16 protein-coding genes are annotated in these 13524 nt (G+C 42.6%); 11 read left to right on the top strand and 5 right to left on the bottom strand.

Going from position 1 to position 13524, the window contains the following annotated elements:
- The first annotated feature begins 20 nt into the window (after positions 1-20).
- The gene (locus CLV42_RS05670) at positions 21-866 is read left to right on the top strand and encodes a helix-turn-helix transcriptional regulator (protein ID WP_106600929.1); all 846 of its coding nucleotides are present in this window, start codon (positions 21-23) and stop codon (positions 864-866) included.
- 57 nt (positions 867-923) lie between these two features.
- Here the strand turns inward: CLV42_RS05670 and CLV42_RS05665 are convergent, their stop codons facing one another.
- Positions 924-1145, bottom strand: coding sequence for a dodecin family protein (locus CLV42_RS05665; RefSeq protein ID WP_106600928.1), 222 nt, complete (start codon positions 1143-1145; stop codon positions 924-926).
- A gap of 187 nt (positions 1146-1332) precedes the next feature.
- Here CLV42_RS05665 and CLV42_RS05660 point away from each other — a divergent pair, with 187 nt between their 5' ends.
- From CLV42_RS05660 to CLV42_RS05645, 4 genes are all read left to right on the top strand, one after another.
- Positions 1333-1956, top strand: a complete 624-nt coding sequence (locus CLV42_RS05660) for a DUF4142 domain-containing protein (protein WP_106600927.1) — start codon at positions 1333-1335, stop codon at positions 1954-1956.
- 147 nt (positions 1957-2103) lie between these two features.
- Positions 2104-2940, top strand: a complete 837-nt coding sequence (locus CLV42_RS05655; protein WP_106601345.1) for a chromate resistance protein ChrB domain-containing protein — start codon at positions 2104-2106, stop codon at positions 2938-2940.
- Between the two features lie 107 nt (positions 2941-3047).
- Positions 3048-4211, top strand: coding sequence for a chromate transporter (locus tag CLV42_RS05650; protein ID WP_211303391.1), 1164 nt, complete (start codon positions 3048-3050; stop codon positions 4209-4211).
- Positions 4212-4222: 11 nt separating this feature from the next.
- Positions 4223-4945 carry a superoxide dismutase gene (locus CLV42_RS05645; RefSeq protein ID WP_106600925.1) on the top strand — a complete coding sequence of 241 codons (723 nt, stop codon included), beginning with the start codon at positions 4223-4225 and terminating at the stop codon, positions 4943-4945.
- A 167-nt stretch (positions 4946-5112) separates the two neighbouring features.
- Here the strand turns inward: CLV42_RS05645 and CLV42_RS05640 are convergent, their stop codons facing one another.
- Genes CLV42_RS05640 through CLV42_RS05630 form a run of 3 tightly spaced genes read right to left on the bottom strand, consistent with a single transcriptional unit; the run spans position 5113 to position 6365 of the window.
- Positions 5113-5490 (bottom strand): DoxX family protein, encoded by a 378-nt coding sequence (locus CLV42_RS05640; RefSeq protein WP_106600924.1) that lies wholly within the window; start codon positions 5488-5490, stop codon positions 5113-5115.
- Positions 5491-5544: 54 nt separating this feature from the next.
- A complete protein-coding gene (locus tag CLV42_RS05635) occupies positions 5545-6048 on the bottom strand; it encodes an SRPBCC family protein (RefSeq protein ID WP_106600923.1) in 504 nt (167 codons plus the stop codon).
- Entirely contained in the window at positions 6045-6365 is a 321-nt protein-coding gene (locus CLV42_RS05630) for an ArsR/SmtB family transcription factor (RefSeq protein WP_106600922.1), read from the bottom strand. The genes CLV42_RS05635 and CLV42_RS05630 overlap by 4 nt, the downstream gene beginning before the upstream one ends.
- A gap of 205 nt (positions 6366-6570) precedes the next feature.
- Between CLV42_RS05630 and CLV42_RS05625 the strand changes: the two genes are divergently transcribed.
- Positions 6571-6861 (top strand): hypothetical protein, encoded by a 291-nt coding sequence (locus CLV42_RS05625; protein ID WP_106600921.1) that lies wholly within the window; start codon positions 6571-6573, stop codon positions 6859-6861.
- A 7-nt stretch (positions 6862-6868) separates the two neighbouring features.
- On the opposite strand, the gene CLV42_RS05620 is transcribed toward CLV42_RS05625, so the two are convergent.
- Positions 6869-7885, bottom strand: coding sequence for a GntR family transcriptional regulator (locus tag CLV42_RS05620; RefSeq protein ID WP_106600920.1), 1017 nt, complete (start codon positions 7883-7885; stop codon positions 6869-6871).
- Between the two features lie 370 nt (positions 7886-8255).
- On the opposite strand from CLV42_RS05620, the gene CLV42_RS05615 reads away from it, so the two are divergent.
- From CLV42_RS05615 to CLV42_RS05595, 5 genes are all read left to right on the top strand, one after another.
- Positions 8256-8828, top strand: a complete 573-nt coding sequence (locus CLV42_RS05615) for a hypothetical protein (protein WP_106600919.1) — start codon at positions 8256-8258, stop codon at positions 8826-8828.
- A 178-nt stretch (positions 8829-9006) separates the two neighbouring features.
- Positions 9007-9198, top strand: a complete 192-nt coding sequence (locus CLV42_RS05610) for a hypothetical protein (RefSeq protein WP_106600918.1) — start codon at positions 9007-9009, stop codon at positions 9196-9198.
- Positions 9199-9556: 358 nt separating this feature from the next.
- Positions 9557-9829, top strand: a complete 273-nt coding sequence (locus CLV42_RS05605) for a hypothetical protein (RefSeq protein ID WP_106600917.1) — start codon at positions 9557-9559, stop codon at positions 9827-9829.
- Between the two features lie 1052 nt (positions 9830-10881).
- Positions 10882-12591, top strand: coding sequence for a polysaccharide biosynthesis protein (locus CLV42_RS05600; RefSeq protein ID WP_245901506.1), 1710 nt, complete (start codon positions 10882-10884; stop codon positions 12589-12591).
- A gap of 137 nt (positions 12592-12728) precedes the next feature.
- Entirely contained in the window at positions 12729-13520 is a 792-nt protein-coding gene (locus tag CLV42_RS05595; protein ID WP_245901504.1) for a polysaccharide biosynthesis/export family protein, read from the top strand.
- Positions 13521-13524: the final 4 nt, after the last annotated feature.

Raw genomic sequence — 13524 nt, 5'->3', positions numbered from 1 at the left:
AATGTAAATCAGCAGTATACATGCGGGTAGAAAATTCATCTCAGCCTTTTTTCATCACGAGAGAGGAATTACAGGAGTGGACTCAACGGCCACATAAGCATAATTTTTTCGAACTTGTTTATATTGAGAAAGGCAGCGGCAGGCAATGTATCAATCACAGTCTGATCGGGTATCAGCAGGATAATATCTTCCTGCTGCCACCCTATGATTGCCATTGGTTTGAGGTAGCGGAGCCTACCACTTTCATTTTTATCCGCTTCAACGGCCTGTTCTTTAAAAAGGACAGCACGCAGATGATGGATTATACAGAATGGTTTCAGAACCTGCATTATATATTGAGCAGCTATAACCGGCAGCCCGGAGACATCATACACAGCGATTCTGATAAGCAGATGCTCAGCCACCTGATAAAAGGTGTTTACGATGAGTATACGAATAGGCGGGAGCATGCCGATTCTATTATCCGCGGACATATGTTTGCCCTGCTGAATATTCTCCGGCGCAACTTTGAACAGACTTTCAGGAACGATCATCCGGCAACGGATAAACAGATCAGTGATATCCTGCAGTACATCCAGTTCAATTTATTTGACAATGAGAAACTGCGGATTGAAGCGATTGCAAACGAATTTCATCTATCGGTTACCTATGTAAGTGAATATTTCAAAAAGAAAACAGGAGAGACCTTAAAGGAATATGTGCTGAAGTCAAAAGTGAATGTAGCCCAGAGCCGCCTCCGCCATTCCGATCAGAGTGCAAAAGAGATTGCCTGGGAGTTAGGATTTACAGACGCCAGCCATATGGCCAAAGTGATCAAGAAATATAATGCCGCAGGAGAAAGTTGCGACACGATAGTAAATGCATAATGTCATCATGCGGTAACCACTACATTTGCCGGTTGCCGCATGATGTATCATCCCCATTTATGCGTGTTCCTTCGTTTTTTCGTCCAATCTGAAAGATACTTTACAAATCAGTCCATAGGTGGTTATTTTCCCATCCTTTACATGCACCTTGATATCCTTTACAAATACTGAGTCTATATTGTGTATAGTCTTAGATGCTTCTGCAACTGCATTTTGTATAGCGTCTTCAATACCCTTTTCGGAAGAAGAGATGAGCTCAATTACTTTTACGATAGCCATAACGAAGTTTTTATGGTGAAACAATACGATGCCGTCACAATTACCATACCTGCTTACACCGGGCGGAGCATAAGCAGAGACTGGCTAATATTTTTTAAACTGCTATATAAGTCATTTTAAAGATGGCTGTAGGTTCTATTGTTCTGTTCCGTGGCATGCATTTTGAGCCGGTTATAGAAAAAAGACCATGAAAAATTTCGTCAAATTATATTCGGGTCTTATCGTTATCTCCTTCCTCTTCAGCTGCAATAGCAGGACTCCCGATAGTGTAAAAAGCGCAAAAGAAGTAAATGCCAAAAGAATTGATTCGGAGAGCCGTCCGGATGATTCTTCGGCGATTGTCCTTACAAAGGATGATGCCGATTTCCTGGTGAATACCGCCAGTGGTGTAATGCTGGAATCCCAGATGGGAGAATTGGCCAGGGATAGATCCGGTAACAAGCGGGTAAAAGAATTGGGTGCCATGATCGCCCGGGATCATGAAGAGGCGCAGGCGAAGCTGAAAAAGCTGGCTGCTGCTAAAAATGTGACGCTGCCTGCTGATATATCCAATCATCAGCAAAAGCAGAAGGAAAGTCTCCTTAAAAAGGAGGGTATTGAGTTCGACAGGTCGTATGTAGATCTCACCGTGAACGACTACAACAAGGATATCCGGGATTTCGGAAAGGCTGCGAAATATGCTACGGATCCTGATGTGAAATCTTTTGCGAGTAATAGCTTACCGCTGTTGTATACGCATCTGGATTCTGCGAGGAGTTTGCAGAAGGTGATGAAAAGGGTGATAGATATTAGTACGCCGATACCGAAATAGGGGGGGATATAACCCGAAAATTTATGCTGACAGGTCCACCGTTATGCACATTTTCTGCGTAATGTATGTTCACGTTTGTGCCGTAATCAGTAACTATAATTAACAACCAGGTATTTAATGTATTTTGCCCCTATTTTACCTCCCATCATGAAATGGATCACCCGTGAACGACCGAAAATAGACCGCCTTGCCTGTCCCTGGCTTATCAGGAGATTCATCGACAAGGATGCAGAGATCATCTATGCTCCTTTCGACCAGGTAACAGAAAAGGCCAAACAACTGAACGCTATTCCTTTCGACGTACCAGGAGTAGAGTTTACCCATTACGGTAACCATTGTACATTCGACTACTTCGTACAGAAATATCAGATAGAAGACCCTGCCATACATACCCTCGCTATCATAGTGCGGGGTGCTGATACAGATCATCATGAATTAGCGGCTCAATCCTCGGGTTTGTGGGCTATTTCCGCAGGGCTTGCCTTTAACTATCCCAACGACCACGATCTGCTGGAAAAAGGTATGCTCATATATGACGGTTTGTACAGTTGGGCTAAACATCTGCAGAAAGAAAAACATACACAGCAGCCATTTGAAAACCTCTTGCTGAATGTGTTCAATACCTACCTGAAATCAAAGCCAGGTGCTAAGAAGATCCCTGCCTGGGCAAAAGAACTGAAGGAAATCATACAGGATCATATTGATACCAGCTTAAGTCTGAAAGAGATCTCAAAAGATCTGGAGATCAGTCCTTCTTATCTCTCCAGGGAGTTTTCGAAGTATTTTGAAGATCTGTCTTTTGGTGAGTATATCCGTAAACAGCGTATTGAGAAGGCCATTGCACTGATGCAGTCGTCCGGTTATTCCCTGACTGAGATCGCTTATCTGACAGGGTTTTCGGATCAGAGTCATTTTACGCGCATCTTCAAAAAACATACTGGTAAGAACCCATCAGATTACAGGAAAAAACCGGCTAAAAAGTAATTTCCATACAAACAGGTCATTTCTGTTCTATTTATTGCCTGTATCAGGTAGTAGCATTGCATTGCCTGAACCATACGATCGTCTGGCGTGGCGTATAAATGATATTTATGAATGAGAAGCAATCCTACACACTCGCAGGCCTGGTAAAGTATTTTTTAAAGTTAGGGGCCATCGGCTTTGGAGGTCCAGTAGCTTTGGTAGGGTATATGAACCGGGATCTGGTGGAGGAACGCCGGTGGATCATGGAAGAGGATTATAAAGAAGGACTGGCGCTGGCCCAGTTAGCGCCAGGTCCATTGGCAGCTCAGTTAGCCATTTATATCGGATATGTGGATTATAAGCTCCTGGGGGCCACACTGGTTGGTCTGGCCTTCGTACTGCCTTCGTTTTTGATGGTGGTAGCTCTGGGCATCGCTTATGTACAATTTGGCGGTCTACCCTGGATGCAGGCCCTGTTTTATGGTATAGGTGCTGCCGTAATAGGTATTATAGCTGTGAGCAGCTACAAACTCACAAAGAAGAGCCTGGGCAGGGATTGGCTGCTGTGGATCATTTTCGGGGTACTGATGGTAGCTACGTTCATCTATGAAAAGGAATTGCTCTGGCTGATCCTGCTGGGAGGTATTGCCGTCTGGATGTCGAGAACCCGTCCCCGCTTGCTCAATACAACACAGTCCATACTTTATTCTCCCGTACTCCTGCAGGTGACCGGTCAATTGTCTGCCGATGAGAAACTGGTGCAAACAGGATGGTTCTTCCTCAAAGCCGGGGCCTTTGTTTTTGGCAGCGGCCTGGCCATCGTTCCCTTTTTGTATGGTGGTGTCGTAAAAGAATATCAATGGCTGAGTGAGCAGCAGTTCCTGGATGCCGTGGCGGTGGCGATGATCACACCCGGACCGGTGGTGATCACTGTCGGTTTTATAGGGTACCTGGTGGCAGGATTGCCGGGCGCCTGTGTGGCTGCGCTGGCAACTTTTCTGCCCTGCTATCTGTTTACGATATTACCGGCGCCCTACTTTAAGAAATATGGGAAGCATGCTGCTATTAAGGCGTTTATTGACGGCGTAACAGCTGCGGCTACAGGCGCCATTGCAGGGGCAGTCTTAGTGCTTGCGAAACGCCAGTTTACTGATATTACCTCCGTCGTCATTGCGTTGGGAACAATACTGATCCTGCTTAATTTTAAAAAGATATCTGAACTGCTCATTATCGCACTGGCCGCTGCAGCCGGGTTACTGATAAAATTCATTCCTGATTTAATTAACGTTTAAAGAAAAGTAAAATGGATCGTAAGGATTTTCTTTCTGCAACTGGTATCCTCTCATTAACGGCATTACTGCCCGCCAATTCCGTATTAGCAGAAAACTACAGAAGCAACGGACTGGACAAGCTAACCGATGCAGCTGGCAATTTTCAACACCTGCCCTTACCGTACAACAAGAATTTTCTGGAGCCCTATATGGACGAAGAAACCGTCTATCTTCATCACACCTTTCACCATGGCGGCGCTGTAAAAGCAGCCAATGGTGATCTGCAGAAGATCAGGAAAGCCCTGGACGATAACAGTCTTGAAACAGTAGATTACTGGACGAAGAAATTATCTTACCATTTCTCTTCCCATGTGCTCCATACCATCTTCTGGACAAACCTGAGTAATAAGAAGACGGAACCGAAGGGCGAACTTTTAAAAAGGATTGAGAAGGATTTCGGCAGTTATGACAAGCTGAAGACCTACCTGGCTAAAACGTCCAAAGATGTTGATGGGAATGGCTGGGGAATCCTGGGGTATCAGCCTTATAGTGATAAACTCACTATTTTGCAATGTGAGAATCATGAGAAATTAACCCAATGGGGCGTTATACCATTATTGGTGATTGACGTATGGGAGCATGCCTACTACCTGAAGTATAAGAATAAAAGAACAGACTTCGTTGATAATATGCTGCAGATCATCAACTGGGATGATGTGGCAGACAGGTTGAATACTGCTATGAAATTGGTATAGTCATTTACCGTTATCTCTGTCCATATACCTTGTAAGGGATGCCTGGTCAATTTGTTGATGGACAGAGGTAACCCTTACAGGTATATTGGACAAAGAAATCCCTCGGAGAAAGCCTCCTGCAATTGAAAGAATGGCGGTCGTTAATTGCCGGCGGGCAATATTGTTGTTTATCTTACCATTGGAAGATACTTCTCCCGGTTCTCGATAATCAGCCAGATGTTGATTACAAATAATGCAAGTCCAATGGGTAATGCGGAAGGCGCCACTGTGATATTGGTTAAGATTATCCCCACCATTACCGGCAGAATAATAATAGCACCAAGCGCCCTGGTTTTAGGAATAATGACCAGTATGCCACCTACGATTTCTGCTAGTCCGATAAGCGGCATTAACCAGGTTATCTTCATAAAAGCGCCCATTACTTCCATCATCTTTTCAGGCATATCTTTCGGTGGCGGCATGTAATTGAGGAATTTGTTCAATCCTGCATTGATGAACATCAATCCGAAGAGGAGACTGACAACAAATAGAATTTTTTTCTTCATAGCGATCTTTTTTCCTGAATGTGTTTTTCTGTTTACGTGTTAGTTAAATTTAACTTATTTTTTTAATGTGGGCAACAATTCATCCAGTCCTTCCATCGCCATTGACAGGCCTTCCTTGAAGCCCATCTGTATAGTCGTTTCCAGCTGAGCCAGGTCTTCGTAGGAAATATGGATCTGTACCAGTGTGATCTGTCCCTTATCAGTAAAGGAGATCACCCATTTTGACTGTGGCATTTGTTTGTTTACGTTACCTTCCGCATCCGCAAAGGCATCAAGTCCGGTGAATGATTTTTTAGGACTGATTTGCTGATAGTTGGCCAGTGCCCAGTGTTCTTCGCCCTCTGGTCCGACCATAGCATAGTGCCAGTGTCCGCCTTCTCTGAAGTCCATGGTTTTGGTTCTTGCTTTCCATGGTTTTGGAGCCCACCACTGGTCGAGGATCTCGCTTTTGGTATAAGCATCCCATACCAGTGCGACTTCTGCATCAAATTCCCTTTTTACAGTGATGGTTTTGTTTTCCTTATCAACGGAAAAATCAAAGGCTAAGTTGACGTTCATTTTTTATCGTTTTTAAGCGTTAATAATATTTTATCAAGCTCGTTAAAGCGGCTTTCCCATATTTTTCTGAATTGGTCAAGCCATTTATCGATCTCTTTCATTTTGTCACCGTTTAACTGATAATAAATCTCCCTGCCGGTCTGCTCCTGTGTTACCAGCTGGCATTCTGCCAGTATGCGCAGGTGTTTGGATACCGCCTGGCGGGTAGTGTTAAAATGCTCTGCTATAGCATTGGGCGTCATCGCCTGTGATGCGATCAATAGTATGATAGCCCTTCTGGTCGGATCTGCGATGGCTTGAAAAACATCTCTTCTCATGGGTCGGGTTATTAGTTTTCGAAACCGTTCGGTTGCAAATATATGCAAATAATCGGTTGCAGATGATGAATGCTTATCTTTTTTTGAAACTTGAAAAGTTTGAGAAAACAGGAAGTTTCGGTAATGTATTGATTTATCATGAGTTATGAGAAGTGGAATCCGTAAAACCCGCAAGGAGTAATGCTATAATTTTGGGTTAAAAACTATGGTAAGAATAAATAATCCGTTATGGAAGGGCTGGAAGATAAGCCTGGGCCGTAACAACAAGCAATTTGTAATAAGAAATGTGGGGGGAACGAACTATCTGTGCAAATATCCTGATATGAGCAAGGTGATCCCATCTGATTCTCAATTGGAGTCTAATAATAGATTTGCTGATGCGGTTGAGTATGCGAAGAGCATTATAGCAGACCCTTTAAAGAAAGCAAATTACAAGGTAAGAAAAGGCAAGAGTGTTTATCATTCGGCTATTAAAGATTACCTGGAGCGTCATTAAAAATGCTCTACAAAGAATTTCTGAGGATCAGTTTAAATGGATTTTTCATCCGCTCCTGTTTCTTATTTGTAATCATTCTTGCGGCAGAAACGCCCATCTGCTCATGATCCGTAGAGATCACTGTTATTCCATCGAGCAGAATTTCTTTTAATAGTGTTTCATTATACGATACAATGCCTACATCTTTTCCAATGGTAAGCTGCTCATTCCTGCATATCTTCACAAGATTCACCAGATCTGTTTCCTCAATAATAATATAGGCCTGACCTTTACTTACCGGGGTATGCATTTCTATGCCTTCAATAACCGAGAAATTAAAATCCTGCATACGGCAGAAGTAGCGGAACCCTTTTTCAATCTCCATAGGGTAGGGGGTAATACCCGGATTTACGAATACAAGACTATCATACTTCTTTAATGCCGGTAGCGCTTCATGCAATGCCTCGTATATATCCTTTTCAAAATTCTGGTATACCGTACCATAGTTGCCTGTTAGTTCCTGCAGGTCTTTATCCAGCAGGATTAATTGTTCCGAAGGTATCTTTCGCAATATCTCCAGTACTTTTCCCGGTTGCTCGTAAAAATGTGGCATGATCACATAGTAATCATAATCTCCCAGATGATTATTGATCAGGTTTTCAAACAGCGGAACGCTATGGTGGTGAATATGAAGATCTACAAATACATTGTCTCCTAACGCCTTTACGAATGAGTTGTAGACCTGCTTTTTATAATTACTGATCTTGTTGAAGATTAATAATATGCGAAGAGGGATCACTACATCTGTCCGGTTGATGAAGTATCCTTTACCTTTTACTGAAATAATAACCTTTTTATCCCGCAGTTCTTTATAAGCCTTTTCCACTGTACCACGAGAAAGTAAATACTCTTCACTTAGTTCATTGATAGAAGGGATCTGTTGATCACGGGTCAGAATGCCATCGCGGACTGCTGCCATGATGGAATCTGCGATCTGTATATAAACGGGAATTTTGCTGCTGGTATCTATTTGCAAGCCTTTCATTGTGGTAAAATAACAAAGAAATCGGAATTGTGAAAGTAAGGAGCATCAGAAGTACAGCAAACTTGCATATGATCAGCATCTTCTTCCGTTCTTCCTCCGTTTTTTAACGGAAGAAGATGCTGATCATATGCAAGTCAAATGCCGGAAAGAGGAAATGCCAGAGCCTATGGACACGTTTTGGCGTCCTATGCACACGATTTTGCGTCCTGTGGACAAGGCTCCAAACAGGAAAAATAATCATAGTAACATTGTATCAGCAATCACCGCTAAACGGGGCTGCGTCTGAAACTGCAGAGGGACGCCTGCTGTTTCACCCGTTCGCAGTGATTGTGGGATAATCTGATTTTCTAACAAACTAAATTGAAATAATATGGCAATAAATAAAAACAACTTCTTCCTGGAAGGTATATCAGGAACTATCGCAAAGAGTATAACCCTGCGTCAGTATCGCGGCAAAACAATCGTCAGCGAAAAATCAAAGGGAAGTACTCTGCCGCCGACGGCTGAACAGATAGCAGTCAGAGAAAGGTTTGAGGACGCCGCTGATTTTGCAGTGGAAGTGCTGAATGATCCCATGAAAAAAGCAGCGTACAATGAAGCCGCTATCAAACTCGGAATGAGCGCTTATGCTTTGGCGTTAAAAGATGCGCATTCTTTCCCGGAAATACGGCGCATTGTCACAACGAAATATAAAGGTCTCGTCGGAGATACGATCACGATCAAGGCTAAAGACGTTTTCACACTCGATAACGTCAAGGTCGAGATCAGGTCTGCCGCCAATGCCTTGATCGAGGAAGGGGAGGCCTTAGTAGCAGGCGGTAACAGCAAATACTGGATCTTCACTGCTACTGTCGCGAATCCGGCTGTTGCGGGAACCCGTGTCAAGGTTATCGCCACAGACATGCCCGGCAATCAGACCATGCGTGAGTTTACCATTTCATAATCCTGTGTGACCAGGCGAAGGTATGCATTGGAGAATTTACATTCCGTAATCGTCGAAAGTGCTATGTGCCGGATGCCCCGTTCATCATTGGTTTTGATTTTACAGATGCCATCATTGAAACAAACAGCGTCCCGGTTTCTACCGGGGCGCATTTTCTGACACTAAATCCGCAATATTCATGTTAATAAATACATCTAACTTAAAACTGAATGGTAGGTCCCTGCCCAGTCTGATATTCGAGGGCGCATCCGGTAGTATCGGATATCTCACCTTCAGGCAATGGAACGGTAATACAATCGTCTACCAGAAAAAGAAGAAAGAATCGCCTGCAAAAAAAAGCAGAAGGCAGCCCAAAAACGACTTTAAATAACCAGACGGCAGAAGATTACTCGTATGAGTAGATGTGGTGGTAGACGCCTTCTTTGAAACAAAAGAATCCCTGGGAAATATCGGTGTCTGGCCTTACATCAGAAGAGATACCTGTTTTTAATGGCCGATCCCCTAAGCGCTTTATAATCATAGCTGTAAAAAAGACCAGTAACAAGGACTCCTAACCAGAAAATCTCTCGGGAGAAAAATGATTGACAGGATCAACTGATTTTGAACTTTATGCATATAAAGTAATTCTCAAAGTAAAAATTAAATTAATTCAATAATAATATTATTTGTATTTTTGTACGGTAGTTTGTGAACAAACTACTATCCCTTACCAGACTAATTAATTACCTATGAGTTACATTTTGTTACAGGGCTCATCTTCGAACGTGGAGCGTATTGAATTACATGATTGCCCTAAATGTAAACACGGTGTTCTTGAAGACAGGGTACCCCGTGGTTTCTTTGTTAAATATGTGTTAGGTGTATTCCCTATCCGCAGATATATCTGCTACTCCTGTCTGAAGAGAAGTTACGTATGGCATAAGCCACAAAAAAAGCAGGTGATGACAGAAGACGCGTTAACTGCTATCAGGTCAAAACCTGTGGCTATACCGGCACACTAACTGTGGAATAACGTTAAGACATATATTTTTTTGTAGTAAACTTTACCCGGTGCTTAAACGCTCCGGGTAATTTTTTTTTCAGATAGCCCCTGATGTTTATACAAACAATAATTTGAATTTGTTAATTTCTATATTCGTTAATCCCTTCTGTTTAAAGACAACGGATGAGCTAATACTTTTTTAAATCTCAAAACAAACGCTCTTCAATAGTTGTTATCAAACGTGGTCTTGAGAAAGAATTGGCATTGTTGCTTTTTGGTATAGTGTTTGTTTCAACTGTCTCACCGAATAACTTAAATAGCAAGCATTACTTTAAAGTCTGCTGGCAACATCTTTAGAGTGCAAAGTACATAACCAATTAGTCAACTTAACTTGCATGCCATGAATAACTCATTGCTCGTGTTATTACCATGTTCTTAATGTTAAGAACCTATGTACGGGTGGCATGCGCCGCCTGAACATGCTTTGTGCGTCGGATATATGTGATGTGTTGATACTGCCCGTTTAATGATACGTACTAATACGCAATATTAAAATAGACATATTTGTTACTTCCGGACGATTGAAAGACTGATAGATAAACAAAAGCCCTGCTGTAAGTTGTATAGAAGAATTGTATGAATCAATGTGTTTTTAATATTATGGAATATAAATATTAGTGATAAAAACATGTGGTCAAACTCATCTATTAACTGGACAAAATTTAACATTATGTATTTATTTTGCACACAGGTTAGAACTTAAAATACTGTAACACATACTGTTTATAAGAGATTCCGAGTTATTGAAAGAAAATACTGATACAGTTTTAACCTTATCTAATTAAACCGATGACTAAGAGATCATGGATTACCCCATCCTGGCTGATTTTGTTATTAGACCTCGGGTGTTCGATTGTTGCAATGAGCCTGTCTTTTTTACTCAGGCTTAACTTTAGCCTCGAAGACTTTGGTCGATACCCCATGCAGGATATTGTATTGGTTGTAGTGAGTGTGAATTTACTATTATCGTTGTTGTTTCGTACTTGCAGTGGCATTGTAAGGTATACGAGTATGGCTGATATTGGACGCATTTCATGCGTGGGCCTTGTCAGTGCCATCATCTATTATTACATCAATGTTGCTGCCTTTACATACACGGCAGAGAATATGATACCCTTATCCGTTATCACTATTAACTTCTTCATCAATACCTTCTTCCTGTTGTCTTACAGGCTCTTTGTAAAATGGGCTTTTCATTATTACAGTAGGTATGGCGTCATCAATAAAACCAAAGCTGTTATTTATAATGCTGGTCACTCCGGACTAATGGTACGGAAGGCCATCAGCGAAGATCAGACAGGCAATATCCGCATTACAGGATTCCTGGATGATAAACTAACCCGTGCGGGTAAACGTCTGGAGGGATTGCCCATCTTCGGCACTTCCAGAAGCGCGCTCGAAAGACTGATGAGACAAGAGAAAGTGAAGTTACTCATCGTTGCTGAAGAAGCGCCCGATGCACAGGTACTCAATGACCTTGTTGATAATTGCATTGCACTGAATATTAAAGTACAGAAAGTATTGCCTGTGAATAAATGGATCAACGCTGAATGGAGCCCTGCCAAACTGCAGGACATCCGGATCGAAGATCTGCTGGACAGATCAGTGATCAGTATCAGTAATGAACAGGTAAGCCGTGAGGCCAAAGGTAAAGCCATCCTCGTTACAGGTGCTGCCGGTTCTATCGGTAGTGAGCTGGTAAGACAGTTGGTGAAACTGGAGCCTGCCGTAATCGTGATGTGCGATAAAGCAGAATCGCCTTTGCATGAACTGGAACTTGAAATGGGAGAGCTGGCGCCAGGCGTACCCGTAGTGCCTTACATCGCTAATATCTGCGACCGCATCCGCATGCAGCAGTTATTTGAAGTATATGAGCCTTCCATGGTATATCATGCTGCCGCCTATAAACACGTGCCCATGATGGAAAAGAACCCCTCTGTGGCCGTGTTGAATAATGTAATGGGTACCAAGATGCTGGCAGAACTGGCAGTGGAATTTGGTGCGGAGAAATTTGTGATGGTCTCTACTGACAAAGCCGTGAACCCTACCAATATCATGGGCGCTTCCAAAAGAATAGCCGAGATATTTACACAGTCCTACAATAATCACGTTAACCGTCAGTATAAAAAGTCAGGCCCCGTATATGGTATGCCACCTACACGGTTTATTACTACAAGGTTTGGCAACGTATTAGGATCTAATGGATCTGTTATACCCCGATTTAAACAGCAATTAGAAAAGGGAGGACCGCTTACTGTTACACATCCGGAGATTACCCGTTACTTCATGACCATTCCTGAAGCTTGTCAGCTGGTGCTGGAAGCTGGAGCAATGGGACAAGGTGGCGAGATATTTGTGTTTGATATGGGGCAACCGGTGAAAATAGCTGATCTGGCCAATAAGATGATCCGCATGAGCGGAAGGGAGCCAGGTAAAGATGTGCAGGTGGTGTTTACAGGACTACGTCCGGGGGAAAAGCTGTATGAAGAGCTGTTGAACAATGCAGAAAATACACTTAGTACTTATCATGAAAAAATCATGATAGCCCGCGTTCGTGAATATGACTTCGTTGAAGTGAATGAGCATGTCGAAAAGTTGATCGCTTCTGCCCAGAAGCATTACATCACCCCTACAGTAGTTCTCATGAAACAACTGGTACCGGAATTTATCAGTAAGAATTCAGCATACGAACAACTGGACAAGGATAAAATAAAGCTATAGTACACAATCAATACATGATTATCCGCATATCTCATGGTATGCCGGTAGTAGACCTTTTTTAAACTGTTAATTTTATAATGACGATTATTTATCGCGTGAGTCGCACTACAAAACCTGGAGTTTACCTGCTTTTGCTCATGGCAGGAGTAATGTCTCTATATTTTTCATCGTGTTCTACACCCAAGAATATTGGTTATTTCAAAGATATTCCCGATTCAATAAGAAAGACGTCCATCGATCAGGCGACCTTTTATACGCCAACTATTCAGCCCGACGATATTTTACAGGTCAATATACAAACGCTCGATCCTTCTGCTACAACGTTGCTCAACCAGCAGAATACCACTACCTGGCCCGTGAATGGAAATCCTCTGGGAGCCGGCAATACGCCAACGTCTTCTCCAGCTTCGTCTATGAGCGGTTACCTGGTAGACAAAGACGGATACGTTATGCTGCCGCTGATAGGAAAGATATTCGTAAAGGGAAAGACCACAGACGCAGTACGCGACGAAGTCAGGACAAAAGCTGCTGAGTATTATAAAGATCCTGTCGTAAATGTCCGGTTCGTCAACTTTAAGATCACCGTACTGGGTGAGGTGGCAAAACCGGCTTCTTATATCATGCCCAATGAAAAGGTAAGTCTGCTCGATGCCCTGGGCATGGCAGGCGATCTTACCATTTATGGAAAGAGGGAAAATATCCTGCTCATCAGAGACGCAGGGAATAAGAAAGAGTTCGTACGTTTTAATATCAACGATAGCAAAACGTTCACTTCCCCCTATTTCTATTTACGCCAGGGAGATGTTGTATACGTAGAGCCTAACAAAGCGAAGATTGCATCCACAGATGTTGCAAAGACAAGGAATTTCACAATCGCCGTGTCGCTGTTATCTCTTTTAGTTGTCCTTGCAACCAAAATTAAATTTTAATTAA

This window comes from Chitinophaga ginsengisoli, assembly GCF_003014595.1.
In the GTDB taxonomy this organism is placed as follows: domain Bacteria; phylum Bacteroidota; class Bacteroidia; order Chitinophagales; family Chitinophagaceae; genus Chitinophaga; species Chitinophaga ginsengisoli.
Note: the sequence above shows the minus strand (reverse complement) of the source record. Positions and strands in the feature narration are given on the sequence as shown.

Bases quoted from the DNA above. Each gene is read 5' to 3' on its own strand.
- CLV42_RS05600 (WP_245901506.1), top strand. From the start codon at position 10,882: ATGGCTGATATTGGACGCATTTCATGCGTGGGCCTTGTCAGTGCCATC.
- CLV42_RS05635 (WP_106600923.1), bottom strand. From the start codon at position 6,048: ATGAACGTCAACTTAGCCTTTGATTTTTCCGTTGATAAGGAAAACAAA.
- CLV42_RS05605 (WP_106600917.1), top strand. From the start codon at position 9,557: ATGAGTTACATTTTGTTACAGGGCTCATCTTCGAACGTGGAGCGTATT.
- CLV42_RS05615 (WP_106600919.1), top strand. From the start codon at position 8,256: ATGGCAATAAATAAAAACAACTTCTTCCTGGAAGGTATATCAGGAACT.
- CLV42_RS05625 (WP_106600921.1), top strand. From the start codon at position 6,571: ATGGTAAGAATAAATAATCCGTTATGGAAGGGCTGGAAGATAAGCCTG.
- CLV42_RS05640 (WP_106600924.1), bottom strand. From the start codon at position 5,490: ATGAAGAAAAAAATTCTATTTGTTGTCAGTCTCCTCTTCGGATTGATG.
- CLV42_RS05660 (WP_106600927.1), top strand. From the start codon at position 1,333: ATGAAAAATTTCGTCAAATTATATTCGGGTCTTATCGTTATCTCCTTC.
- CLV42_RS05670 (WP_106600929.1), top strand. From the start codon at position 21: ATGCGGGTAGAAAATTCATCTCAGCCTTTTTTCATCACGAGAGAGGAA.
- CLV42_RS05630 (WP_106600922.1), bottom strand. From the start codon at position 6,365: ATGAGAAGAGATGTTTTTCAAGCCATCGCAGATCCGACCAGAAGGGCT.
- CLV42_RS05595 (WP_245901504.1), top strand. From the start codon at position 12,729: ATGGCAGGAGTAATGTCTCTATATTTTTCATCGTGTTCTACACCCAAG.
- CLV42_RS05620 (WP_106600920.1), bottom strand. From the start codon at position 7,885: ATGAAAGGCTTGCAAATAGATACCAGCAGCAAAATTCCCGTTTATATA.
- CLV42_RS05665 (WP_106600928.1), bottom strand. From the start codon at position 1,145: ATGGCTATCGTAAAAGTAATTGAGCTCATCTCTTCTTCCGAAAAGGGT.
- CLV42_RS05610 (WP_106600918.1), top strand. From the start codon at position 9,007: ATGTTAATAAATACATCTAACTTAAAACTGAATGGTAGGTCCCTGCCC.
- CLV42_RS05650 (WP_211303391.1), top strand. From the start codon at position 3,048: ATGAATGAGAAGCAATCCTACACACTCGCAGGCCTGGTAAAGTATTTT.
- CLV42_RS05655 (WP_106601345.1), top strand. From the start codon at position 2,104: ATGAAATGGATCACCCGTGAACGACCGAAAATAGACCGCCTTGCCTGT.
- CLV42_RS05645 (WP_106600925.1), top strand. From the start codon at position 4,223: ATGGATCGTAAGGATTTTCTTTCTGCAACTGGTATCCTCTCATTAACG.